The organism is Vicinamibacterales bacterium, from assembly GCA_036496585.1.
Lineage (GTDB): Bacteria > Acidobacteriota > Vicinamibacteria > Vicinamibacterales > 2-12-FULL-66-21 > JAICSD01.
In genome coordinates, this window is record DASXLB010000042.1 from 1 (window position 1) to 23251 (window position 23251).

Consider the following 23251-nt stretch of genomic DNA (forward strand, 5'->3'; position numbering starts at 1 on the left):
CACCTCGGAAGAGATCGCGCAGCGGATGGACATCCCGGTCAGCAAGGTCCGCAAGGTCCTGAAGATCGCGCAGGAGCCGATCTCGCTCGAGACGCCGATCGGCGAGGAGGAAGATTCGCATCTTGGCGACTTCATCGAAGACCGCCAGGTCGTCTCCCCGTCGGATGCGGTGATCAACCTGAACCTGAAAGAACAGACCGATCAGGTGCTGAAGACCCTGACGCCGCGCGAAGAGAAGGTCATCAAGATGCGCTTCGGTGTCGGCGACGGCTCGGAGCACACGCTCGAGGAGGTCGGCCAGAACTTCGCCGTCACCCGCGAGCGCATCCGCCAGATCGAAGCCAAGGCGCTGCGCAAGCTGCGCCACCCGTCGCGCAGCCGCAAGCTGAAAGCCTTCCTGGAGGGAAGGACCTAGGAAGGAGCGACGAAGGAACGCATGCTCGATCTTCGGGCTCGCGTCGCAGGGACCCGCTGGTATCACACGATCGATCTCGGCAACGGCGTGATCACGCCGGGCACAGACGACACACCGGTGCGGCTCGCGCGCATCGGGCTGCCGGCGTCGCTTGCCGGACAGAGCGTGCTCGACATCGGCGCGTGGGACGGATTCTTCTCGTTCGAAGCCGAGCGCCGGGGCGCCAGCCGTGTCGTCGCGGCCGACTACTACTCCTGGCACGGCGTCGGGTGGGGCACCGGCGACGGGAAAGCGGGATTCCGGCTGGCGAAGGAAGCCTTGTCGTCGAAGGTCGAAGACGCCGACGTCGATGTCATGCAGCTGTCGCCGGGAGCGCTCGGAACGTTTGACCTCGTGCTGTTCCTCGGGGTGCTCTATCACGTGCCCGACCCGCTCGGCGCCCTCGAGCGCGTCGCGGCGGTCACGGCATCACAGCTCATTCTCGAGACCGTTGTCGACATGGTCGGGATTTCCCGGCCGGCGCTGGCGTTCTATCCAAACGACGAGCTCAATCGCGATCCGACCAACTGGTTCGCCCCCAACGAGGCGGCGATGGTGGGGATGCTGAAGCGCGTCGGGTTCGCGCACGTCGAAACGATCACACCGAGGCGATCGGCGCTCTACCGGGCGGCGCGCGCGACCTGGCACCGCGCGCGCGGCAAGAACGCGTGGGGACTGGCGTTCCGCCAGGACCGTGCCGTGTTCCACGCCTGGAAGACGCCGCCCGGCGTGGGAACCTGACACGGAGACGGCCTGCTCGCGCGAGGCGTCAAACGGGACGTGCGGACAGGGAATTGCGGTACGATGGGTTGGGCCCATAGCTCAACGGTTAGAGCCGCCGGCTCATAACCGGCCTGTTCCAGGTTCGAATCCTGGTGGGCCCACCTTCTCTGCCCGCCGCATGTAGAATGCACACACCGATGCACGTGGATTTGGAACGAGTCATCGCGCTGCAACGCCTCGACAGCGAGGCCAGCGCGGCGCGGAAGAAACTGGCGGAAGGCCCCGACCGCGAAAAAGCCTTCGACGAACGCCTCGAGGCCGCACGACAACGCATCGACGAGGCCAAGGCCAGGCTCGCCGAGAACCAGGAAGCCCGCCGCGCGATCGACAAAGAGGTCGCCGTCCACCAGGGACGCCTCTCGAAATACCGCGATCAGGCGATGGCGGTGAAGACCAACCAGGAATACCACGCCATCCAGCACGAAATCTCCCACGCCCAGGGAGAGATCAAGAAACACGAAGACAGCATGCTCGAGCGGATGGTCGAAGCCGACGACCTCGCCGCGACCATCAAGACCTCCGAAGCCCAGCTCGCCGCCGAGCAGAAGACCATCGCCGCCGACCGCAAGACGATGCACGAGGAACACGCGGCGGTGCAGGCGGCACTCGACGGGCTTGGCGCCGGGCGCGCGGCGATCGTCGCCGCCATCGACCGGCGCGTGCTCGCCATCTACGACATCGCCTCCGCCAAGCGGCAGGGCATCTCCGTCGCGGAAGCGAAGGACGGCATCTGCACCATCTGCCACGTCCGCCTGCGGCCGCAGATGTTCAACGAGGTCCGCCGTAACGACGGCATCATTCAGTGCGACAGCTGTCAGCGGATCCTCTACTTCGTGCCCGCGGCGGCCTCCCAGGCGTCGTAAACGCGAACGAGCGGCACCGACTGCACGCGACTCGCTGCTGATCGTCGAAACAGATGAACGGGAACCACAGCGTGAACGACCGGCTGTCGGACCTCGGCATGGACGAAGCCGAGCGCGGACCTGAGGACCGCCCGCCGATGACGATCCGGCCGGCCGTTCCGGAAGACGCCGACGCCATCGCCCGGACGTTCCTGGAGAGCGCCGATCATCACGCCCGGCTGGATCCCGAACGCTACGCGATTCCCGACGCCCCGACGATCGCGGCACGCTACCGCGCGGGGCAGCAGCACCTGCCGGGCGTGACAGCCACGACTCTGGTGGCCGTGATCGACAACCACGTCGTCGGGTTCGTCGACGTTCGTCTCGATCGATCGCCGGATCCCATGCACCGCGACATCACCTACTGCCACGTCGTGGAGATCGCGATCAGCCCGTCGTGCCAGAGCCAGGGAGTCGGCGCGACGCTGCTGCAGGCCGCGGAAGACTGGGGACGCCGCAACGGCGCGACCTTCGCTTCGCTGGAATATCTCGCCGCGAACACGCGCGCCGGCGATTTCTATCAGCGGCGCATGGGGTATCGCGTCGCCGCGTTGACCGCGATCAAGCGCTTGTGACGATCGGCGGGCCTGCCGGGCGTCACGGCGCGGCGATCCGAATGGCGGCGAGCATCCGGCCGGCCGTTTCGCGCGCCGCGCGGTAGGAATGCAGGCGCGCGTGATGCGTCTTCGTGCACAGGCCGGAAGCGAAGATCGCCTCCGCCGGCACACCGGCGCGCGCCAGCTGGTCGCGGTTGGCGCGCTCGAGATCGAGAAACGATCGATCGCCCTCTCCGGCCGTGAACCACGCATCGAGCGTCGCGTCTTCGGCGCCCCCGCTCCGGAACGCTGCCACCACGTCCGGCCCGACTTCGCCGCAGCAGGCCCCCAGACACGGGCCGATCGCGGCCACGAGGTGCCGCGGATCCGAACCGAATTCACGGTGCAGGGCCTCGACGGTGGCGCCGACGACGTTGGCCGCCGTTCCGCGCCAGCCCGCGTGCGCCGCTCCGCAGACGTGGCGCGAAGGGTCGTGGATGAGAACCGGCGTGCAGTCCGCGGTGCGTACGCCGATGCCGACGTCAGGGTCGTCGGTGACGATCGCGTCGGCCTCGGGCCGCTTCCAATCGGCGACACTGCCTCGGCGGGCGATCGCCACGGTGCTGCCGTGCACTTGCGTGATCAGCAGCAGCCGCCGGGCCGATAGGCCGAGCGACGCTGCCACCTCCGCCCACTCCCGCGCGTCGTCTCGAAGCATCAGATCGCGCGAGCTGAAGAGATGCCTGGCGGGCAATCGCCGACAGCGCAGGGCACGACCCCAGGGTTCTTGCGTCCACTCGAAGGCGCCGGTAGGCTGGGGATCGATGGCCATTATCGGACTGGGCTTCGACGCGACCGACATTCCGCGCGTGCGGGAAGTGTTCACGCGGTACGGCGACCGCTTCCTCAGCCGCCTCTTCACCGAGGCGGAGATTGCCTATTGTATGCGGCAGCGCGATCCCGTTCCCAGCCTGGCTGGCCGTTTCGCCTCGAAAGAGGCCGCGATGAAGGCGCTCGGCACCGGCCACTCCCGCGGCGTGCTCTGGAAAGACATCGAGGTCCTCCGTTTTGGCGGCCCGCCACGCCTGCGCCTGAGTGGCGGCGCGCTGCGCCGCTTCGAAGCGATGCATGGACGTCGATCGCTGCTCACCATCACGCATTCCGACGCCCTGGCCATGGCGCAGGTGCTGCTGTTTGACGACGAGCCCGCCACCGGCAACGCTTCATGACGCGCGGCGCCGCCGCCGGTCGGCACGCCCTTCGCGCCGGCGAGTAACTCTCCGGGCGTCAACGGCTTGAGAGAACCGTCGCGCGACGGCGCGGCCGGTGCGCTGCTTGCCACGGTCCAGGCGAACTCCTGGCGGCAGACGCCGGCGAGTGAGTCGCGTCAGCCGGGCGGGCCGTGGTTCCCGCCGTCGGGCGTGCAAGGGGTCCGTGGACGAGAGTCCACTGGATGCAATATGACCGTGAAATTCGTAGCCAACGACAGGAACAACCCTCCCGGCAAGCTGGCCGATGCCGAGGTGCACTTCAGCGAAGGCCTGCTCGACGGCTTGAAGCTCGTCGGCTTCGCCGTCTGGGAACGAAAAAGCGGAGACGGGCGGAACGTCACGTTCCCGGCGCGCGCGTTCTCGGTCAACGGCGAACGCCGCTCGTTCGCGCTGCTGCGCCCGATTGCCGACAGCACCGCCCACACGAAGCTGCGCGACGCGATTCTCGCGGCCTACGAGGAGCAGATCGGCACGGCCGTCGCCTAGGGCGTTGCCCGTTGTCCGTCGCGTGGGCCGACGCCCGAAGGCGCGGTGACGATCACGGCAGGACTGGCAGGAACTTGCGGTTCTCGGCGGAGCGTTTCGGCGGCAGGGTCCACTCTTCGCGCAGGCCCTTGTCGAACTCGGCGCGGAAGAACTGGCTCTTCATGCCGCCGTCGATGATGTCCCACGGCAGGACGGCATCGGCGGAGCGGTCGCGAAAAATAAAGAAGTCGGCGTCGACGCCGGTCTCGGCGACGGCAGCACGCCAGTTACCGCCGTTGCGTTCCGCCGCTTCGATTGCCGGCGCCACGCGTCGATCGCCCAGCGAGAGCAGCGCCTGGTAGTAGGAGTGCCGCTCTGACTTGATGTTGAAGTAGACGTTGTCGAGATCGGCGACCAGCGAGCGCAGGCGCTTTCCCTTGCGATCGGTCAGTGCCGGATCTTCCATCGGCAGCCACTGGTAGGCCGTCCCCGGCTTGGGAATCAGCGGGTTCACGCTGGCGACGATCCGGCCAAGTCGGCCTTTGGGGCGGGCGTGGCGCAGCATCGCGTCGCGCAGCTGCACGGTGAGATCGCGGATGCTGGTGAGGTCGTCGTCGTTCTCCGTCGGGAGGCCGATCATGTAATAGAGCTTCAGGTTCTCCATCCCGTTGGCGAAGATGAGATCGGCTTTCTCGACAATCTCCGCGTTGGTGACCGTCTTGTTGATCACGCGGCGCAGACGATCCGAGCCGGTCTCGGGCGCAATCGTGATCGACCGCTCGCCGCTCTGGTGCAGCAGGCTGACGATCGACGGGGTGAGGTCGTCGAGGCGGAGCGACGCCGGGGAGATCGAGTAGCCCATGTCGATCAGTCCCAGAAGGATGCGCTCGATCTCGGGATGGTCGCAGAGGGCGATCGACACCAGGCCGGCGCGGTTGGAGTGCGCGCGCGCCGCACGCGCGAGATCGAGGATGCGGTCGGCCGGAAAGGCGCGCACCGGCAGGTAGTTGTAGCCGGCCCAGCAGAACCGGCACAGGTTCGCGCAGCCGCGCACGACCTCGATCAGGAAACGCGAGCCGAATTCGGTGTCGGGCGTGAAGATCTGGGTCGACGGCGGGTCGAGGCGATCGGTGCTCTTCACGGCCGCCTTCTTCACCACGGCCGGCGCACCAGTGCCGGGTTTCGCGCGAAACGCGGCGATCGTCCCATCGTCGCCGTAGTCGACGTCGTAGAACGACGGGACGTAGAAGCCGCGCGCGGCCGTGAGCCGCTGCAGGAGATCGTCGCGATCGGAGGCTTCGCGGATCGCGGCGATCAGCGGCGGGATGAGCTCTTCACCCTCACCGGCGGCGATCAGGTCGGCGAAGAGGGCGAGCGGTTCGGGATTGACGAACGTCACCGCGCCGCCGATCACGACCAGCGGATCGTGCGCGGTGCGCGCCCCGGCGCGGACCGGGATGCCGGCCAGGCGGAGCATCGAGACGACGTTGGTGTAGTCCCACTCGAAGGAGACCGAGAAGGCGAGGACGTCGAAATCACGAACCGGCGTGTCGGATTCGATCGTGCGGAGCGGCTGACCGGAATTGAGCTGGCCGGCCAGTTCCTGGCGCCCCGGCAGGCACACGCGTTCGCAAACGACGTCGTCCAGCTCGTTGAAGAGCCGGTAGACCGTCTGGAAGCCCAGGTTGGACATTCCGACGAAGTAGGTGTTGGGAAACGCGAGCGCAACGCGCAGCCGCCCGCCGTGCGGCTTGCGGACGTAGCCGACTTCCTGCGCGAGCACGTCGCGATGGCGCTCCGCTCGAGCGCGGGCCGGCATAAAGGATCAGCTGCGGGTGAACGTCAGGTGAACGCGGCTAAAGGTGAACGCGGTGAACGATGATGCGAACGGTCGTGCGAGAAACAGCCCTGCGGCGGCGCCGCTCACGCGTGCCGTGGATTTACCTAGTGTACCACGTGCGTCGACCCAAGGCGGCCGGAGGGGGTCCCGCTCACATCGGCGTCGAGACGCGAGCGGTCGCAGCGAGCGATCACGGGTCCGGCGGGATCCAGGCCATGACGGAACTCGAGGATGTCTCCCCCTGCCCGTCCATCGAGGCCGCAGTCGATCGAGCCGGGTTGGACGATCAACCAGAGACGCCCGTCCGTTGACACATCGCAGTCCGAAACCCGCAACCGGCGCCCGCCGCTCCTTCGTGCCCTTCGCCGTTCTTCGTGCCCTTCGCCGTCCTTCGTGCCCTTCGCCGTCCTTCGTGCCCTTCTATTCGTTCTGGCGACGCAGGAACGCCGGCACGTCGAGCGGCGACACCGGTTCGAACTCGGCTCCCGGGCTGAACGTATCGACCGACGGATCGGCCGCGGCCGCCGACGCCACCATCACGGGCATCTCCAGCACCGGACGCCGCGATACCGTGATCCGCGCCCCGCCACCACCGCCCACCGCTGCCACCTTTTCGGTCTGCTGCCAGGCGCTGTACTGCTGGAGGTCGACCGGCGTCACCCCGGCCGCCGCCGTCGTCTGCTTCTCGACCGCGGCGCGATCGAAACCGGTCGCGATCACCGTGATCTTCACCCTGCCCTCCATCTTCGGATCGACGACGGCCCCGAAGATGATGTTGGCGTCTTCATGCGCCGCTTCCTGGATGATCGCCGACGCCTCGCTGACCTCGACGAGCGAGAGGTCCGAGCCGCCGGTGACGTTGATGATCACGCCACGCGCCCCCTTGACCGAGGCGTCTTCGAGCAGCGGGCTCGAGATCGCGTTGTTGGCGGCGTGCAGCGCCCGATCCTCTCCTTCGCCGGTGCCGGTGCCCATGATCGCGATGCCCATGCCCGCCATGATGGTCTTGACATCGGCGAAGTCGAGGTTGATCAGCCCCGGCACCAGGATCAGATCGGAGATCCCCTGAATCGCCTGCCGCAGCACGTCGTCGGCCGTCGTGAACGCGTCGGTCAGCGATGTCGTCCGCGCGATCGTCGCGAGCAGGCGCTCGTTCGGGATGGTGATGACCGTGTCGACGCAGTCGCGCAGCTCCTCCAGCCCGCGTTCGGCTTGCGTCTGGCGCTTGCGGCCTTCGAACTTGAACGGCTTGGTGACGACCGCGATCGTCAACGCGCCGAGCTCGCTGGCGAGGCTGGCGATCACCGGCGCCGCGCCGGTGCCGGTGCCGCCGCCGAGGCCGGTGGTCACGAACACCATGTCGGCGCCGTCGAGCGACTCGATCAGCTTGTCGGTGTCTTCGAGCGCCGCCTGGCGCCCGACGTTGGGATCGGCGCCGGCGCCGAGTCCTTTGGTCAGCTTGCCGCCGATCTGGATCTTGTTCGGCGCGCTGTTCAGTTTGAGCGCCTGCAGGTCGGTGTTGGCGATGATGAACTCGACGCCGTCGAGCCCAGACTGCACCATGCGGTTGACGGCGTTGCTGCCGCCGCCCCCCACGCCGACCACTTTGATGCGGGCGCCCGTGCGTCCCTCCTCGTCGAGCTTCAGCCGCAGCCCGTCCTTGTCGACCATCAGGTCCTCCCTCAGAAAAATTCCTTGAACAAGCCGCGCAGCCGTCCGGCCACGCGTCCGAATGCGCCGGCTCCGACCGGACGCGCGACTTCACCGACGTGATTCCTGTGTGCGTACATCACCAGGCCGACCGCGGTCGCGAAGGCCGGGCTGTTGACGTGATCGGCGAGGCCGCCGACCCCGGCCGGCACGCCGCGCCGGATCGGCAGGTCGAAGATCTGTTCGGCGATCTCCGCCATGCCGTCGAGCATCGCCCCGCCGCCGGTCAGCACGATCCCGGAATTCAGCGACTTCTCGAAGCCGGCCTTGCGGATCTCGTCCCACAAGAGGTGGAAGATCTCTTCGGCGCGCGGCTGCAGGATCTCCGAGAGGATCCGCCGCGCCATCACCCGCGGCTTGCGGCCGCCGACGCTCGGCACGTCCATCGTCTCGTCCTCGTCGACCATCGCCGACAGCGCGCAGCCGCAGCGCCGCTTGATTCGCTCGGCGTCGGGGATCGGCGTGCGCAGTCCGACCGCGATGTCGTTCGTGAAGTGATCGCCTCCGATCGCCACCACCCCGGTGTGCCAGATACTGCCGCGTTCGAAGATCGCGAAATCGGTGGTCCCGCCACCGACGTCGACCACCGCGACCCCGAGCTGTTTCTCGTCGTCGGTGAGCACCGCCTCGCTCGCCGCGAGCTGCTCGAGCACGCTGTCCAGCACCGCGACGCCGGCGCGGTTGACGCAGGCCACGATGTTCTGCGTCGACGAGGCGCTGCCGGTCACGATGTGCACGTTGACCTCGAGCCGGGTCCCGGTCATGCCGACCGGCGCGCCGATGCCGTCCTGCTCGTCGACGACGAAGTCCTGCGGCAGCACGTGCAGGATCTCGCGGCCGCTCGGCAGCGCCACCGCCTTGGCGGCGTCGATCGCGCGGCGGACGTCCTCGCGGGTGATCTCGCGGTTCTTTCCAGCCACCGCGACGACGCCCCGGCTGTTGAACGCCTTGACGTGCGCCCCGGACAGTCCGAGGTGGACGGAATCGATCTCGACGCCGGCGGTCAGTTCGGCCTCGTCGATGGCCTTCTTGATCGATTCCACCGCCGCCTCGAGGTTGACCACGACGCCGCGCCGGATCCCCTTCGAGTCGGCAAGCCCGAGCCCGATGATGTCGAGGCCGCCGTCGTCGGTCATCTCGCCGACGATCGCGGCGATCTTCGACGTACCGACGTCGAGTCCGACCAGGTAGCGTTCTTTACGAGCCACGTTTGTCTCCCCGGCGGGCCTGAAGGCCCACCCTACCGCTTCTTCTCATCCGTGGGCCGGACGTAAACCCGTTCGTCGAACCGCATGTCCACGTAATCGATGTCGGGCACGCGCTGCCGCAGGGCCGGCGCCAGCTCCACGTACGACTGCAGGCGCTCGAGAAACCGGTCCTCGCCCAGGTGGAGCATCGCGGTGTCGTGGTCGAGCAGGACGACCGCGTCGTGCGCATCGTGGACGTCGATCTGCGAGACGCGCCGCGCCAGGTCCTTGCGCGGCGCCAGGGCATCGATGACGCGCGCCGCCAGATCGGCCCGTCCGTCGTCGATCGTCGGCTGGCCATTGCCCGGCGGCGCGACGAGCCCGTCGATGATCGGCAGATCGAATTCCGAGTACTGCGGCCCGAACTCGTCGATCACCGTGCCGCGCGGATCGACGAGGTAGAGCGTGCTGCCGAGACGGCACAGCCCCATCGGCCGCCGCTCCGACACGAACACTTCGACGGTCGACGGCAGCACGCGGCGCAGCGCGACGTCGGCGACCCACGGCGACTCCAGCAGCCGCCGCCGGAAGGCCGGCAGATCGGCGGTCAGGATGTTGGTGCCGCGCAGCCCGTCGACAATCGCGGCGACTTCCCCGCTCGACAGCCGGACGTTGCCGTGCACGCTGATCCGGCGCACCTGCAGACCCGAGGCTTGCAGCACGAGCGCGCCGCCCCGGTAAGCCGCGTAGAGGACCGCCAGCATCGCGATCGTCCAGCGGCCGGCGCGCCACCCCGCCGCCCCCCAGCCGCCGGCACGCCGGCTGCCGGGACGCACCCGGGCGCGACGGAAGTTCTTCTCGGGTACCGCCTTAACCCCTGGCATCGAGCGCCTCCAGAATGCGATCGGGGGCAGTGCCAATCGAACCCGCGCCGAGCGTGATCACCAGGTCGTTGGGGCGCGCCACCTGGGCGATCGCGGCAGGCACGTCGGCGAGCGATTTCACCAGGCGCACCGGCCGGCCGCTCTTACGGACCTCGGCTTCCACCGCTTCGGCGGTGGCGCCGGCGATCGGCGTCTCCCCGGCGGGATAGACATCGGTCAGCACGATCTCGTCGGCGGCGGAGAGCGCAGTCCCGAACTCCTGCAGCAGGTCGCGCGTCCGCGTATAACGATGCGGCTGGAACACCACCACCACGCGCCGGTCGAGCCCGGCGCGCGCCGCTGCGATCACCGCGGCAATCTCGGTGGGATGGTGGCCGTAGTCGTCGACCACCATCACGCCTCGCACCTCGCCGCGCAGCTGGAAGCGCCGGTCGGCGCCGCCGAACGCGGTGAGGCCGGCGGCGATCTGCGGAAACGTAATGCCGATCTCGAGCCCGACCGCAACCGCGGCGAGCGCGTTGAGCAGGTTGTGCCGGCCGGGTACGCGCAGCCGCAGTGTGCCCAGTACGGTTTCACCGGCGTCGGTGCGGCTCACGACCCGGCAGTGCGATCCGAACGCCTCGAACGCCATCTCGTCGCCGTGGATCGCGGCGCCGCTCCCGCCGAACCCGTAGGTGATCACGCGCCGCACGAGCCGCGGCAGCAGCGCAGCGACCGCCGCGTCGTCCACGCAGGCGACGACCGATCCGTAGAACGGCACCCGGTTGGCGAAGTCGACGAACGCCTGCTGCAGCGCCTCCCACGTGCCGTAGCTCTCCATGTGCTCGCGATCGATATTGGTCATCACCGCAATCGACGGCGTCAGCTTCAGGAACGATCGGTCGCTCTCGTCCGCCTCGACGACCATGTATTCCCCTTTGCCGAGGCGGGCATTGCTGCCGAAGGCGCTCAGGCGGCCGCCGATGACCGCTGTCGGGTCCAGCCCCGCCCGTTCGAGCACCACCGCCACCATCGAGGTGGTCGTCGTCTTGCCATGCGCGCCGGCGACGGCGATCCCGTAGCGCAGGCGCATCAGCTCGGCGAGCATCTCGGCGCGGGGGATCACTGGAATGCCCCGCCGCGACGCCTCCTCGACCTCGGGATTGCCCGGCTGGATCGCCGACGACACCACCACCACGTCGGCGCGCCCGACATTGGCGGCGGCGTGTCCCTTGGCGATGCGCACGCCGAGATGCGCCAGGCGGTCGGTGATCTCGGAGTTCTTTGCGTCCGATCCGCTGACCTCGTAGCCGAGGTTTGCCAGCAGCTCGGCGATCCCGCTCATGCCGATGCCGCCGACCCCGACGAAATGGATGCGGCGCGTCCGGCCTAGCATGCGTCCGCCTCGCTTCGGCCGCCGGAGCCGCGGCACAGCGCCAGCGCCCGATCGACGATCGTGCGCGCGGCGTCGGGGCGCGCGAACCGGCGCGCCGCGGCGGCGATCCGGGCCCGCCCTTCCGGGTCGTGCGTCAACGCCAGCAGCCGCTCGGCCAATCCGGGACCGGTCAGATCCTGCTGCTCGATCACCTCCGCGGCGCCGGCGCGCGCCAGCACCTCGGCATTCTTCTTCTGGTGATCGTCGGTCGCGGTCGGCAGCGGCACGAGAATCGCCGCGCGGCCGGCCGCCGTCAGCTCTGCGATCGTCGTCGCGCCGGCGCGCGCGACGATCACGTCGGCCTCCGTCATTTCCCGGTGCATGGCGTAGAGGAACGGTTCCACCCTGGCCGGAAGCCCCGCGTCGCGATAGGCGTTCCGGACCAGCTCCACATCGCGCTCTCCTGTCTGATGCGTGACCTCCACGCCGCCATCGGCTGCCAGCCGCGGCGCCGCCGCCACCATGGCCAGGTTGATCGCGTGCGCGCCCTGGGAGCCGCCAAAGACTAGGACCCGTGCCTTTCCTGGCTCCAACCTGCGTGGCTCGCCGTCCGAAGGTTCGAAGAACTCGCGCCGTACCGGGTTGCCTGCGACAAAGCCCCTCCTTCCGAAGTAGGACACCGTCGACTCGAACGACACCGCCGCCGCGCTGACCACCCAGGAGAGCAGGCGGTTGGTCAGCCCCGGCACCGCGTTCTGCTCGGCCAGCAGGGTCGGAATGCGGCGCAGCGCCGCAAGCAGCACCACCGGCCCGGAACTGTAGCCGCCGACCCCGATCACCACCTGCGGCTGCCGCCGCGACAGAATCCGCCAGGCGTCCATCGCGCTGAGCGGCAGCAGCGCCAACCCGCGCAGCACCGCCAGCCCCGAGTTTCCCTTCAGCCCGGCGCTGCGCAGCAGATCGAGCGCGAACCCCTCGAGCGGAATCACCCGCGACTCGATGCCGCGCGCCGTGCCGGCGAAGCTCACCGTCGCCTGCGGATCGCGCTCCAGCAGCTCGCGCGCGATCGCAATCCCCGGATACAGATGGCCGCCGGTTCCCCCGCCGGCAATCACGACACGGCGTCCCGCCATCACGCATCCGCCGTCGCCGGCATGCCGGGCAGCGGCTCCAGCACCGTCGTGACCACGTGCGATGCCGATGCATGCTGCGACACGTTGAGCAGAATCCCCATCGCGATCAGGCTGACCAGCAGCGACGAGCCGCCGAAGCTGACGAAGGGCAGCGGAATGCCCTTGGTCGGCAGCAGCCCCAGCGTCACGCTGATGTTGAAGAACGCCTGCACGGTGATCATCGCGGTGACCCCGAGCGCGACGAACGCGCCGAAGCGATCGGGCGCGCGCATCGCCGTCCGCAGGCCGCGCCAGGCGATGACGCAGAAGCAGGCGAGGATCACGGTCGCCCCCGTCAGCCCCAGCTCCTCCCCGATCACCGAGTAGATGAAATCGGTGTGCGGATACGGCAGGTAGAACAGCTTCTGCACGCCGTTCATCAGCCCGCGGCCGAACACGCCGCCGGTGCCGACCGCGATGAGCGACTGGATCACCTGGAAGCCGTCGCCGAGCGGGTCCTCCCAGGGATTGAGGAACACCATCATCCGGCGGCGGCGATAGTCGGCGCTCATCAGAACGGCGTAGGCGGCCGGCAGCGCCAGCAGCGCCAGGCCGAAGATGTAGCGGTAGTGGATGCCGGCCGCGAACACCATCGCGGCGACGATGAGGAGAATCGAGAGCGCGGTGCCCAGGTCGGGCTCGAGCATGATCAGGCCGACGATCACGCCGACGGCGAGGCCGACCGGGAGCAGCGAGTATTTCAGGTCGTCGATCCGATCCATCCGCCGTTCGAGGATCGCCGCGACGAAGAAGATGACGACCAGCTTCGCGAATTCCGACGGCTGGATGCCGATGCCGGCCACCCCGACCCAGCGCCGCGCGCCGTTGATACGCGGACCCAGCGCGACGACCGCCACCAGGCCGAGGACGAGCATGCCGAGCGCCGTCCAGATGAAGCCCGGCTGGCGGTAGGTCCGGTAATCGACCCGCATCAGGATCGGCATGAGCGCCAGGCCGACCAGCGCAAACGTCATCTGCTTGAACAGGAAATAGGCCGGGCGCTGGTGGTACTGCTCCATCCCGATGACGGCCGAGGCGCTGTAGACCATGACCAGGCTGACGCAGACCAGCACCAGGGTCGCGGTGAACAGCAGCTTGTCGGATTTGAGTTTCCGCGCCATAGGATCTAAAGTTGCGCCTCTTCGGGCCCGAAATTATCCGGCGAGCGTTCAGCAGTCATCAGCCGGCCGTCGGGGGAAGACACCGACCTCGCAGACCGGGGCAGCCTGCGTTCCCAGCGGTCAGCTCTTCTCCGCCTCGACCGGTCTGATGACTGCTCAACGCTCGTCTATCGCCCGCGGGGCCTCCTCGCCCCGCTCGTTCCATGCGTTCGCGCCGACTACTGCTTGGCCGTCCGGCTCCATTCGCCGGCGAGCCTCCCGACCTCCTGTTTGAACGTCCGCCCGCGTTCGGCGTAGTCCTTGAACATGTCGAAGCTGGAACACCCCGGGGCGAGGAGCACCGTCTCACCCGGGGCCGCCAGGACGAAGGCGGTGCGCACGGCGTCGGACAAGTCCTCGACGCTGTGAATCCGCAGGGCCGACGCCAGCGCCGCGTGGATCAACGGCTTGGCCTCTCCCATCGCCAGGACGACCGCCTGACGCTCGATGAGCGCGTCGCGCAGATCGGCGAAGTCCCCGCCCTTGAATCGGCCGCCCAGGATCACGAACAGCCCTTTGCCGAAGCTCTGAATCGCGCGCAGCGCCGACTCGATGTTCGTGGCCTTGGAATCGTTGACGAACGTCACGCCGGCGATCTCGCGGACCGGCTCGAGCGCGTGCTCGAGCCCGGTGAAGCCCTCGACCGCGCGCGTCATCGCTTGCGGGTCGACGCCGGCGATCGACGCCACCGCCGCGGCCGCGAGCACGTCGGCCAGCAGATGCCGGCCGAGCAGCCGCACCGCCGACAGCGGCACCAGCACCTGGTCGGCGCCGCCGCGGCGGCGCCGGACGATGGCGTCCTTGGCGACGACCACGCCCTCGGCGAGCGCGCGCTCGACCGCGAACAGCAGCGGCTGCGACCGCGCGTCCTGCGCCAGGGCCCGCGACCCCTCGTCGTCGGAATTCAGCACCGCCCAGTCCGAGGCCGTCTGGTTGGCGAAGACCCGCGCCTTCGCCGCGGCGTACTCCGCGATGTCGGCGTGGCGATCGAGGTGATCGGGCGAGAAGTTCAGGAGCACCGCGATCCAGGGATGGAACGTGTCGGCGCTCTCGAGCTGGAAGCTGCTCGCCTCGATGACGTGGATCGTGTCCTCGGTCGACTGCTCCACCTGCGCGCTCAGCGCATGGCCGATGTTGCCGCCGACCAGCACGCGGTGGCCGCCGGCCTCGAGCATCCGCCCGGCGAGCGTCGTGGTCGTCGACTTCCCTTTCGTGCCGGTGATCGCGATGATCCGTCCGCGCAGCCAGCGCGAGGCGAGTTCGAGTTCACCCATCACCGCGACGCCGGCGGCGCGGGCTTCGGCAATCGCCGGCTGCGCAGGCGGCACTCCTGGGCTGAGCACGATCAAATCGGCGGCGAGCAGCGTGTCGCGGCGGTGGCCGCCGAGCTCGAGCGTGACCCCGGCCGCGCGCAGCTCGGGCTCGGCATCGATCTCGGGACGAACGTCGGTCAGCGTGACCACGGCGCCGCGCCGCGCCAGCAGGACTGCCGCCGCGATACCGCTCCGCGCCGCGCCGATCACGACGACGTTCTTGCCCGCGACGGAAAAGGCTGGCCTGGTCATCGCAGTTTCAGGGTCGTCAGGCTGAACAGCGCGAAGACGATCGCCGCGATCACGAAGCGCGCGATGACCTTCGGCTCGCTCCAGCCAATCAGTTCAAAATGATGATGCAGGGGCGCCATGCGGAAGACGCGCTTGCCGGTGAGCTTGAACGACGAGACCTGGATCACGACCGAGGCCGCTTCGACCACGAAGATGCCGCCGACGATCACCAGCACGAATTCCTGCTTGATGAGCAGCGCCACGGTGCCGAGCGCGCCGCCGAGCGCCAGCGATCCGACGTCTCCCATGAAGATGTCGGCCGGGTACGAGTTGTACCAGAGGAAGCCAAGGCTCGCGCCGACCAGCGCGCCGCAGAAGATCGTCAGCTCGCCGATGAGCGGCGACACCGTCGGCAGCTGCAGGTACTCGGCGAAGACGCGGTGTCCGCTGACGTAGGCGAGCGCGGTCAGCGCCGCCGCGGCCACGCCGAACACGCTGATCGCCAGGCCGTCGAGCCCGTCGGTCAGGTTCACCGCGTTCGTCCAGCTCACGCACACGAACATCGCGAAAAGGACGTAGATCCAGCCGAGATCCGGAATCCAGCGCTTGAAGAACGGAAAAACCAGGTGTGTGTTGTAGAGATCGAACCGGGTCATCGCGAGCAGTGCCAGCCCGACGCCGAGGCCGATCACCACCTGCCACAGCATCTTGTAGCGGGGCCACAGGCCGTGATGCGAGCGGCGCACGATCTTCAGGTAATCGTCGGCGAACCCCACGCCGCCGAAGGCGCTCGTCGCGATCACGGCGATCCAGATGTTGGGGTTGGTCAGGTTGGCCCAGAGCAGCGTCGGAATGAGCGCCGAGGCAAGGATCAACAGGCCGCCCATGGTCGGCGTCCCCGCCTTGGCGCGGTGCGTCTGCGGACCGTCCTGGCGGATCACCTGGCCGATCTGAAAATCGCGCAGTCGACGGATCACGATCGGACCCAGGACGATGCTGAGCAGCAGCGCCGTCACGCTGGCGCCGGCCGTGCGGAACGTGATGTAGCGGAACACGTTCAGCACGGGAGCGGCGCCGTGCAGCGGATAGAGCAGGTGGTAGAGCATCAGGCGAACTCCACCTTCAGGCGCTCGACGATGACGTCGGTGCGGATTCCGCGCGAGCCCTTGACGAGCACCAGATCGCCGGGCCGGACCTTCCGCTGCGCCAGCTCCGCCGCCTCGTCGCTGGTCGGCGCGTGCAGGACCGCCGATGGGGGCAAGCCGCCGGTACGGGCCGCGTCGGCCAGGCGCTGCGCGGGCGCGCCGCCGACGGCGATCAGCAGATCGAGGCCCGATTCCGCCGCCGCCCAGCCGCACTCTTCGTGCAGGCGGATCGCGTGGTCGCCGAGCTCGAGCATCTCCCCGAGGATCGCCACCTTGCGCGCGCTGCCGGTCGCGTTGCGGACCGTCTCCAGGGCGCGCTTGAGCGCCGCCGGACTCGAGTTGTAGGAGTCGTCGATGAGCGTGACGCCGCCGGGCAGTCGAATCAGCTCGCCACGGTGCGCGGCCGGCCGCAGCCGCGCCGCCCGCTGCGCCACCGCCTCGATCGGGACGCCGAGCTCGGTCGCGACGGCGGTCGCGGCGAGCAGATTGAGCAGATTGGCCGTTCCGAGCAGCGGCGTCTCCATCCGGGCGCGGCCGCGCGGCGTGGTCACCGTCGCGGCCATGCCGTCGAGACCGCGGTGATCGACGAGGCTGGCGTGGACGTCGGCTTGGTCCGATAAACCGAAGGTCACAGTCCTGCCCGAAAACCCGCCGGCGCGCGCGCGAATCCGTGCATCGTCGGCACCGGCCACCAGCAGGTCGGTGCGGCGCGCCTGCTCGAGGATCTCCGCCTTGGCGTCGGCGATCGCGTCGGCCGAGGCAAAGAACCCGAGATGCGCGTCTCCGACGTTGGTCCACACGCGGACGTCGGGCTCGGCGATGCCGACCAGCGTTCGGATTTCTCCCGCGTGATTCATGCCCAGCTCGACCACCGCCATCTCGGGCCGCGCCGCCAGCTCCAGCAGCGACAGCGGCAGCCCGATGTGATTGTTCAAATTGCCCCTGTTGCGAAACACCGTGAAGCGCGCCGCGAGGCATTCCGCGGTGAGCTCCTTCGTCGTCGTCTTGCCGGCGCTGCCGGTGATCGCCACCACTGTCGTTCCCGAACGCCGGCGCACCTCGCGGGCCGCGTCCTGCAGCGCACGCGTCGTGTCATCCACCTGGATGACGAACGGCGCCGCGCCCGGTCGCTGTCCGCCGGGCGGCGCCTGCGGCGGCCGCGCCACGACGACGCCGGCGGCGCCGGCCGCCAGCGCGGCGGCGACAAAGTCATGGCCATCGAAGCGATCGCCCCGGATTGCCACGAACACGTCGCCCGCTGACAGCGCCCGCGAATCGATCGACCATCCCGCAATCCGCGCCTGCGGATCGCCCGCGATCACCTGTCCGCCCGAGACGGACGCAATCTGCGCGGCGGTGAGGACGAGGCCGGCCACCCGTTACGACACCCTCGAGCCGCTGCGGCGGCGAGTGAGCGCGGCCCGCGCGACTTCTACGTCGTCGAACGACAGCGTCTTGTCGCCGATCACCTGGTATTTCTCGTGTCCCTTGCCGGCAATCAGCACCAGATCGCCGGCGCGGGCGTCCTTGATGGCCCGCTCGACCGCCTCGCGGCGATCGACGATGGCGATTGACGGGGTGCCCTTCGGTCCCTTGACGCCGGTGCGATCCGCCGGTGTGACGATGCCGCGCTGGATCTCCTCGATGATGCGCGCCGGATCTTCGCCGCGGGGGTTGTCGGAGGTGACGACCACGAGGTCGCTCAGCCGCGCGGCGACCGCCCCCATCAGCGGACGCTTGGTCCGATCGCGATCGCCGCCGCAGCCGAATACCGTGACGAGCCGTCCGGTGGCGAGCGGCCGCGCCGTTTCCAGCAGGTTCTTCAGCGCGTCGTCGGTGTGCGCGTAGTCGACGATGACGCGGACGTCGTCGCCCTGACCCGAGACGACCTGAAAGCGTCCGGGCACGTGCTCGAGGCGCGTGATGCCGGACTCGATCGCCGAAAACGGCAGATCCAGCGCCATCGCGGCGGCCGCGGCGGCGAGGACGTTGTAAGCATTGGGACGGCCGACCAGCGCCGACTTCACGTGGAACGTGCCGCGCGGCGTGCGCACCTCGAACGCGAGCCCCTCGAGCGAAAACGACAGCGGCCCAGGCCGGACGTCGGCGGCGGCGTCGATGGCGTAGGTGACCGGCCGCCGCGCCGCGGCGACCAGTTCGGCGCCGCGCCGGTCGTCGGCGTTGATGATGCCGACCGCGCCGTCGGGCAGGATCTCGAAGAGCCGCCGCTTGGCGACGAAGTACGACTCCATGTCGCCGTGGAAGTCGAGATGGTCGCGGGTCAGGTTGGTGAAGACACCGGCCGCGAACCGCAGGCTGTCGACGCGGCGCAGCGCCAGCGCGTGCGACGACACTTCCATGGCACAGGCGCCGATGCCCTGGTCGACCATGTCGCGCAGCATCCGCTGCAGGTCGGGAGACTCGGGAGTGGTGCGCGAAGCGTCGACGTCGCGGCCGCCAACGGTATAGCCGATCGTCCCGACGCGGCCGCAGCGCACGCCGGCCGCCTCGAAGATCGACGCGAGCACGTACGAGGTGGTCGTCTTGCCGTTGGTGCCGGTGATCCCGACGAGGGCGAGCTCGTCGCTCGGATGACGCTGGAAGGCCGCCGCCGCTTCCGCCATCGCGGCGCGCGCGTTCGCGACCTGCACCCAGGGAACCGCGATGCCGGCCGGCGGCGCGGTTTCGGCAATGACCGCGACGGCGCCGTTGGCGAGCGCCTGCGGGACGAACCTCGCCCCGTCGGCGTTGACGCCGCGCAACGCGAAGAACACTGAACCGGGGGTCGCCTGCCTCGAATCGTAGGCAATCGCCGAGACGCGGTCGTCCAGCCCTCGAGCGCCGGCGTCCGGGTTGAACGTCATCGCGGCGAACAGTTCTCGCAGCGTCACGGCCGCACTCCGGGGGCGGGCGCGCGCCGCCCGAGGGTCAACGTGCAGGCCTCGCCGGCGACGAGCACGGCGCCGGCCGCCGGCCGCTGATCGACCACCAAGCCGTCGCCTGACATCCGCGCTGCCAGTCCGATGCGCGACAGCGCGCGCAGTGCTTCGCGCGCGCTCTGCCCGCGCAGATCCGGCATCAGGCCGGGCTGCACGGCCGGGATCGCGGCGGGCAGGCCGGTCGCGGTCATCGCTACAGCCGGCTGCGGTTCCGCTTCGGGATCGGCTTCGCGCAGGTCGCGGCGCGCCACCAGCACCGGCGGCGGCGCGTTGAGGTTCGGGCCGACGCCAAGATAGGTCAGGGCCGCTTCCGCAATCCGCTTGAAGACCGGTGCCGACACCGCGCCGCCGGTGTAGCCGTTGCCATGCGGCGAGTCGATCACGACCAGGATCGTCACCGCCGGATTGCGCGACGGAATGAATCCGACGAACGACGCGTTGTAGTCGGATTTCTGATAGTGACCCTTGACCAGCTTGGCGGCGGTGCCGGTCTTGCCGGCGATGGTGTAGCCCTCGATCTGCGCCGCGCGTGCGGTACCGCGTTCGACGACCTGCTCCATGATCGTCGTCAGCGTCGCCGCCGTATCCGGCTCGATCGTCTTCCGCATCTCGCGGTGAGGTACCTCGACGCGGCGACCGTCCTTGATGAACGCGCGCACGACGCGCGGCTGGATCAGGTGGCCGCCGTTGGCGATCGAGCTGACCGCCGTCACCATCTGGAGCGCGGTGACGCCGACCTGGTAGCCCATCGACACGGAGGCGAGCGCGCTCTGATCGAGACGATCGGCGCTCCAGACGATCCCGGCGGTCTCCCCCTTGAAGTCCGGGCCGAGCGTCTGTCCAAAACCGAAGCGGCTGACGTAGTCGGTCAGCGCCTGCGGCCCGACCTTCAGGCCGACCTTGATCGCCCCGACGTTGCTCGACTTGACGATCACGTCGGTGAAATCGATCACGCCGTACTTGTGCGTGTCATAGATCGGCTTGCGGCCTGGGAAGGTGATCGACCCCGGGTTGGTGTCGATGAGCGTGTCGGGGGTGATGACGTGCTGCTCGAGCGCCGCCGACGCGGTCACGATCTTGAACGTCGACCCCGGCTCGTAGAGCGTCTGGATGGCGCGGTTGCGCTTCTCGTCGTCGTCGGCCCGATTGAACGTGTTCGGGTTGAAGGTCGGCCAGTTGGCGAGCGCCAGGATCTCGCCGGTGTGCGGATCCATGACGATCGCGCTGCCGCCCTGCGCGTGGTTTTGCTCGACGCCGGCGCGCAGCTCCCGTTCCGCCACGTGCTGCAGGTACTCGTCCAGCGTCAGCTCGATGCCGGCGCCGGCCGTCGCCGGACGCTCGACCCGGCTGAACAGCGCGCGGCGCTTGTTGTCGGTCTGGATCAGCACCTTGCCGCTGTTGCCGCGAATCTGCGCGTCGTAGGCGGATTCGATGCCGCCGAGTCCGACGTTGTCGAGCCCGACGTAGCCGATCACGTGCGCCGCCAGGTCGCTGTTGGGGTAATAGCGGCGGCTCTCCTTGAAGAGGGTGATGCCGGGCAGCGCCAGCCCCTTCACCCGCCGTGCCTCCTCCGGCGAGACCTGACGTGCGATGTAGACGAACGATTTCCTGGTCGAGAGGCTGCGGACGATCTGCGCCCGCCGATCCGCCGTGCAGTCGTCGAGCGCGTGGCACAGCTCGGCGCCCACCGCGTCGGCGTCGTCGATATCGGACGGATCGGCGGCGATCGAGTCGGCGTCGACGCTGTAGGCCAGCACCCGGCCGTGGCGATCGAAGATCTCGCCGCGCTTCGCGGCCGGATTGAGCGTGCGCATCTGCTGCTTGTCGGCGCGCGCCAGCAGCTCGGTGTGATCGATCACCTGGAGGTAGACGAGCCGCGCTTCGATGCCGGCCGTCCAGCACGCAAGGAAGCCGGCGCTGACCAGCAGCCGGGAGCGAACGGTCTGCCGCCAGGGGCTCGGCGGCCGCGAGGCCGCGTCGTGCCGATCCGACACGGGTGCGGCGGCGGCCGCCCGGCTTCGACCCCAGCGCCACGGCGCAACGCCGCCCGGGCGCAGGAGCGACCCGAGACGGGACTGCAACGAAGCGCGCGACAGAGCCATGCCGTGCTATCGCGAGGCGACGATCGACTTCTCGGGCGGCGCGGCCTGCGTCACCCGTTCGATGACGATGGCCTGGCCGCGGGACGGGGGGACGAGGTGAAGCTGCTCGATGGCGATCTTTTCGATGCGCCGCGGCGCGCGGAGCGTCTCGATTTCCAGCCGCAGATGCCGGTTGATGTCTTCCTCGGCGGCGCGCTCCTGCTGCATCCGCTCGATCTGGTAGCCGTGGCGCAGCAGCTCGAAATGCTGCCACGCCGAAAAGAGCAGCACGACGACGAGGAACAGCCCGATCCCGGTGGTCTGCCAGAGCTGCCGCTGGCGCGCCTCGTCCACCTCGCGCACGATCGGGTTGTTGCGAATGTCCTTCTTGATCGCGTACTCGAAGTCCAGTCCGCTCATGCCAGCCTCTCAATCGCGCGCAGCTTGGCGCTGCGCGAGCGGCCATTGCGCGCCACTTCGCCGTCGGAGGGCACCATCGGCCGCTTGGTCAGGATGCGCAGGCCCGCATCCGCCTTCTCCATCGCCCGGAAGGTGTGCTTGACGATGCGGTCTTCGAGCGAGTGGAAGGTGATCACCGCCAGCCGCGCGTTGGCCAGCAGCCGGCGTGCCGCCGTCTCGAGAAAGGCGTCCAGCCCGTCGAGCTCGCGGTTGACCCAGATGCGCAGCGCCTGGAAGGTGCGCGTCGCCGGATCGATCCGCTGATAGCCGCGATGCGGCACGGCGCGGCGGACGACCGCCGCCAGCCGGCCGGTGGTGTCGATGGCCGCCTCGCGGCGCGCCGCGACGATGGCGCGCGCCACCCGTCGCGAATGGCGCTCCTCGCCGAAGCGGAAGATGACGTCTGCGAGCGTGGTCTCCTCGGCGTCGCGCAGCAGATCGGCGACGCTCGGTCCCTGGCTCCGATCCATCCGCATGTCCAGCGGCTCGTCGCGCCGGAAGCTGAAACCACGCCCCTCCGCGTCGAGCTGCAGCGACGACACGCCGAGATCCGCCAGCGCGCCGGCGACGCCCTCGACGCCCCGCGCGTCGAGCACGCGATCGAATTCACGGAAGTCGGCGTGGGCCAATGCGACGCGATTTCCGTAGTCCGCCAGCCGCTCGCGCGCGATCGCCAGCGCCGACTCGTCGCGGTCGAGGCCGATCACCTGTGACGCGCCCGCCTCGAGCAGTGCGCGGCTGTGGCCGCCAAGTCCGACGGTGCAGTCGAGAAACAGGCCGCCGCGGCTCGCGTCGAGCAGCTCGACCACCTCGGAGACCATCACCGGCTCATGTGTCGACATTCGTTTCCGCCTAGACGCCGAGGTCCGAGAGCGCGCGCGCGTCCTCGTCGGTGAACGGGTCGTTCTGCAGCCTCGCGACCAGCCGTTCGTGGTTCCAGACGTCCAGGTGATCGACGGCGCCGAGGACGTCGACCTCGCCGCTCATCCCGGCCGTATCGCGCAGCCGCTGGTGAATCACCACGCGACCCTGCGCATCGATCTCCGCCGACTGGCCGAAGTAGTTCACGCGATCCAGAAAGCGGTTGCGGGCCGGGTGCGTGGAAGGGGCACGCGCCAGGCGCTCCTCGAGCGCCAGCCAGACCGGCATGGGGTAGATCCGGACAGACTCCCCCGTCAGGCTCGTCACGAACAGCTCGCTCCCGTGCGTCTTGTCGATGAGCGCACGGAAGGCGTTCGGGACCTTGAGCCTTCCCTTGTCATCAATTCTGGCGGTGTGATTGCCCCGGAGCACGGTCGTCTACTCCACTTTGCTCCACAAAAATCCACCGCGATAGTAGAGGGGGGGCCTGGTTCTGTCAACGCC

General features: G+C 69.0%; 22 protein-coding genes and 1 tRNA gene. 7 read left to right on the forward strand and 16 right to left on the reverse strand.

The window, feature by feature from the left end:
• The 5 genes from VGI12_13390 to VGI12_13410 all read left to right on the forward strand — a co-directional run.
• A partial coding sequence (locus tag VGI12_13390; protein ID HEY2433663.1) for a sigma-70 family RNA polymerase sigma factor occupies positions 1-415 on the forward strand: 415 nt, incomplete at its 5' end.
• A 21-nt stretch (positions 416-436) separates the two neighbouring features.
• Positions 437-1195: a DUF1698 domain-containing protein gene (locus VGI12_13395; protein ID HEY2433664.1), complete on the forward strand. Its 759-nt coding sequence runs from the start codon at positions 437-439 to the stop codon at positions 1193-1195.
• Positions 1196-1265: 70 nt separating this feature from the next.
• Positions 1266-1338 (forward strand) — tRNA-Ile (locus VGI12_13400).
• Positions 1339-1374: 36 nt separating this feature from the next.
• Positions 1375-2100: a C4-type zinc ribbon domain-containing protein gene (locus tag VGI12_13405; protein ID HEY2433665.1), complete on the forward strand. Its 726-nt coding sequence runs from the start codon at positions 1375-1377 to the stop codon at positions 2098-2100.
• Positions 2101-2153: 53 nt separating this feature from the next.
• A complete protein-coding gene (locus tag VGI12_13410) occupies positions 2154-2714 on the forward strand; it encodes a GNAT family N-acetyltransferase (protein HEY2433666.1) in 561 nt (186 codons plus the stop codon).
• Between the two features lie 22 nt (positions 2715-2736).
• On the opposite strand, the gene pgeF is transcribed toward VGI12_13410, so the two are convergent.
• Positions 2737-3393, reverse strand: a complete 657-nt coding sequence (gene pgeF, locus VGI12_13415) for a peptidoglycan editing factor PgeF (GenBank protein HEY2433667.1) — start codon at positions 3391-3393, stop codon at positions 2737-2739.
• 106 nt (positions 3394-3499) lie between these two features.
• Between pgeF and acpS the strand changes: the two genes are divergently transcribed.
• Positions 3500-3904, forward strand: a complete 405-nt coding sequence (gene acpS, locus VGI12_13420) for a holo-ACP synthase (GenBank protein ID HEY2433668.1) — start codon at positions 3500-3502, stop codon at positions 3902-3904.
• 237 nt (positions 3905-4141) lie between these two features.
• Positions 4142-4432, forward strand: coding sequence for a hypothetical protein (locus VGI12_13425; GenBank protein HEY2433669.1), 291 nt, complete (start codon positions 4142-4144; stop codon positions 4430-4432).
• 52 nt (positions 4433-4484) lie between these two features.
• Here VGI12_13425 and VGI12_13430 read toward each other — a convergent pair whose 3' ends face one another.
• The 15 genes from VGI12_13430 to VGI12_13500 all read right to left on the reverse strand — a co-directional run bounded on the left by VGI12_13430 (position 4485) and on the right by VGI12_13500 (position 23179).
• Positions 4485-6230, reverse strand: coding sequence for a radical SAM protein (locus VGI12_13430; protein HEY2433670.1), 1746 nt, complete (start codon positions 6228-6230; stop codon positions 4485-4487).
• A 441-nt stretch (positions 6231-6671) separates the two neighbouring features.
• On the reverse strand, positions 6672-7922 hold the full coding sequence (gene ftsZ, locus VGI12_13435; protein HEY2433671.1) for a cell division protein FtsZ: 1251 nt from the start codon (positions 7920-7922) through the stop codon (positions 6672-6674).
• An 11-nt stretch (positions 7923-7933) separates the two neighbouring features.
• Positions 7934-9169, reverse strand: coding sequence for a cell division protein FtsA (ftsA, locus tag VGI12_13440; GenBank protein ID HEY2433672.1), 1236 nt, complete (start codon positions 9167-9169; stop codon positions 7934-7936).
• A 32-nt stretch (positions 9170-9201) separates the two neighbouring features.
• Positions 9202-10032 carry an FtsQ-type POTRA domain-containing protein gene (locus VGI12_13445; GenBank protein HEY2433673.1) on the reverse strand — a complete coding sequence of 277 codons (831 nt, stop codon included), beginning with the start codon at positions 10030-10032 and terminating at the stop codon, positions 9202-9204.
• Positions 10019-11407: a UDP-N-acetylmuramate--L-alanine ligase gene (gene murC / locus VGI12_13450; protein HEY2433674.1), complete on the reverse strand. Its 1389-nt coding sequence runs from the start codon at positions 11405-11407 to the stop codon at positions 10019-10021. The genes VGI12_13445 and murC overlap by 14 nt, the downstream gene beginning before the upstream one ends.
• Positions 11401-12519, reverse strand: coding sequence for an undecaprenyldiphospho-muramoylpentapeptide beta-N-acetylglucosaminyltransferase (gene murG, locus VGI12_13455; protein HEY2433675.1), 1119 nt, complete (start codon positions 12517-12519; stop codon positions 11401-11403). Before murG ends, murC begins: the two co-directional genes overlap by 7 nt.
• The gene (gene ftsW, locus VGI12_13460; GenBank protein ID HEY2433676.1) at positions 12519-13679 is read right to left on the reverse strand and encodes a putative lipid II flippase FtsW; all 1161 of its coding nucleotides are present in this window, start codon (positions 13677-13679) and stop codon (positions 12519-12521) included. Before ftsW ends, murG begins: the two co-directional genes overlap by 1 nt.
• A 218-nt stretch (positions 13680-13897) precedes the next feature.
• A complete protein-coding gene (gene murD, locus VGI12_13465; protein HEY2433677.1) occupies positions 13898-15283 on the reverse strand; it encodes a UDP-N-acetylmuramoyl-L-alanine--D-glutamate ligase in 1386 nt (461 codons plus the stop codon).
• Positions 15280-16368: a phospho-N-acetylmuramoyl-pentapeptide-transferase gene (mraY, locus tag VGI12_13470; protein HEY2433678.1), complete on the reverse strand. Its 1089-nt coding sequence runs from the start codon at positions 16366-16368 to the stop codon at positions 15280-15282. Before mraY ends, murD begins: the two co-directional genes overlap by 4 nt.
• On the reverse strand, positions 16368-17783 hold the full coding sequence (gene murF / locus VGI12_13475; protein HEY2433679.1) for a UDP-N-acetylmuramoyl-tripeptide--D-alanyl-D-alanine ligase: 1416 nt from the start codon (positions 17781-17783) through the stop codon (positions 16368-16370). The genes mraY and murF overlap by 1 nt, the downstream gene beginning before the upstream one ends.
• Positions 17784-17786: 3 nt before the next feature.
• Positions 17787-19298, reverse strand: coding sequence for a UDP-N-acetylmuramoyl-L-alanyl-D-glutamate--2,6-diaminopimelate ligase (locus tag VGI12_13480; protein ID HEY2433680.1), 1512 nt, complete (start codon positions 19296-19298; stop codon positions 17787-17789).
• Positions 19295-21448, reverse strand: coding sequence for a penicillin-binding protein (locus tag VGI12_13485; protein HEY2433681.1), 2154 nt, complete (start codon positions 21446-21448; stop codon positions 19295-19297). The genes VGI12_13480 and VGI12_13485 overlap by 4 nt, the downstream gene beginning before the upstream one ends.
• A gap of 6 nt (positions 21449-21454) precedes the next feature.
• Entirely contained in the window at positions 21455-21847 is a 393-nt protein-coding gene (ftsL, locus tag VGI12_13490; protein ID HEY2433682.1) for a cell division protein FtsL, read from the reverse strand.
• Positions 21844-22728 carry a 16S rRNA (cytosine(1402)-N(4))-methyltransferase RsmH gene (gene rsmH / locus VGI12_13495; GenBank protein HEY2433683.1) on the reverse strand — a complete coding sequence of 295 codons (885 nt, stop codon included), beginning with the start codon at positions 22726-22728 and terminating at the stop codon, positions 21844-21846. Before rsmH ends, ftsL begins: the two co-directional genes overlap by 4 nt.
• Positions 22729-22738: 10 nt before the next feature.
• Positions 22739-23179 carry a hypothetical protein gene (locus VGI12_13500; protein HEY2433684.1) on the reverse strand — a complete coding sequence of 147 codons (441 nt, stop codon included), beginning with the start codon at positions 23177-23179 and terminating at the stop codon, positions 22739-22741.
• Positions 23180-23251 lie beyond the last annotated feature (72 nt).

Excerpts from the sequence above, each read along its gene's own strand:
- VGI12_13430 (HEY2433670.1), bottom strand. The coding sequence starts at position 6,230 with ATGCCGGCCCGCGCTCGAGCGGAGCGCCATCGCGACGTGCTCGCGCAG.
- murG (HEY2433675.1), bottom strand. The coding sequence starts at position 12,519 with ATGGCGGGACGCCGTGTCGTGATTGCCGGCGGGGGAACCGGCGGCCAT.
- murC (HEY2433674.1), bottom strand. The coding sequence starts at position 11,407 with ATGCTAGGCCGGACGCGCCGCATCCATTTCGTCGGGGTCGGCGGCATC.
- VGI12_13405 (HEY2433665.1), top strand. The coding sequence starts at position 1,375 with ATGCACGTGGATTTGGAACGAGTCATCGCGCTGCAACGCCTCGACAGC.
- ftsW (HEY2433676.1), bottom strand. The coding sequence starts at position 13,679 with ATGGCGCGGAAACTCAAATCCGACAAGCTGCTGTTCACCGCGACCCTG.
- murD (HEY2433677.1), bottom strand. The coding sequence starts at position 15,283 with ATGACCAGGCCAGCCTTTTCCGTCGCGGGCAAGAACGTCGTCGTGATC.
- acpS (HEY2433668.1), top strand. The coding sequence starts at position 3,500 with ATGGCCATTATCGGACTGGGCTTCGACGCGACCGACATTCCGCGCGTG.
- VGI12_13410 (HEY2433666.1), top strand. The coding sequence starts at position 2,154 with ATGAACGGGAACCACAGCGTGAACGACCGGCTGTCGGACCTCGGCATG.
- rsmH (HEY2433683.1), bottom strand. The coding sequence starts at position 22,728 with ATGTCGACACATGAGCCGGTGATGGTCTCCGAGGTGGTCGAGCTGCTC.
- VGI12_13485 (HEY2433681.1), bottom strand. The coding sequence starts at position 21,448 with ATGGCTCTGTCGCGCGCTTCGTTGCAGTCCCGTCTCGGGTCGCTCCTG.
- mraY (HEY2433678.1), bottom strand. The coding sequence starts at position 16,368 with ATGCTCTACCACCTGCTCTATCCGCTGCACGGCGCCGCTCCCGTGCTG.
- ftsL (HEY2433682.1), bottom strand. The coding sequence starts at position 21,847 with ATGAGCGGACTGGACTTCGAGTACGCGATCAAGAAGGACATTCGCAAC.
- VGI12_13395 (HEY2433664.1), top strand. The coding sequence starts at position 437 with ATGCTCGATCTTCGGGCTCGCGTCGCAGGGACCCGCTGGTATCACACG.
- ftsZ (HEY2433671.1), bottom strand. The coding sequence starts at position 7,922 with ATGGTCGACAAGGACGGGCTGCGGCTGAAGCTCGACGAGGAGGGACGC.
- pgeF (HEY2433667.1), bottom strand. The coding sequence starts at position 3,393 with ATGCTTCGAGACGACGCGCGGGAGTGGGCGGAGGTGGCAGCGTCGCTC.
- VGI12_13445 (HEY2433673.1), bottom strand. The coding sequence starts at position 10,032 with ATGCCAGGGGTTAAGGCGGTACCCGAGAAGAACTTCCGTCGCGCCCGG.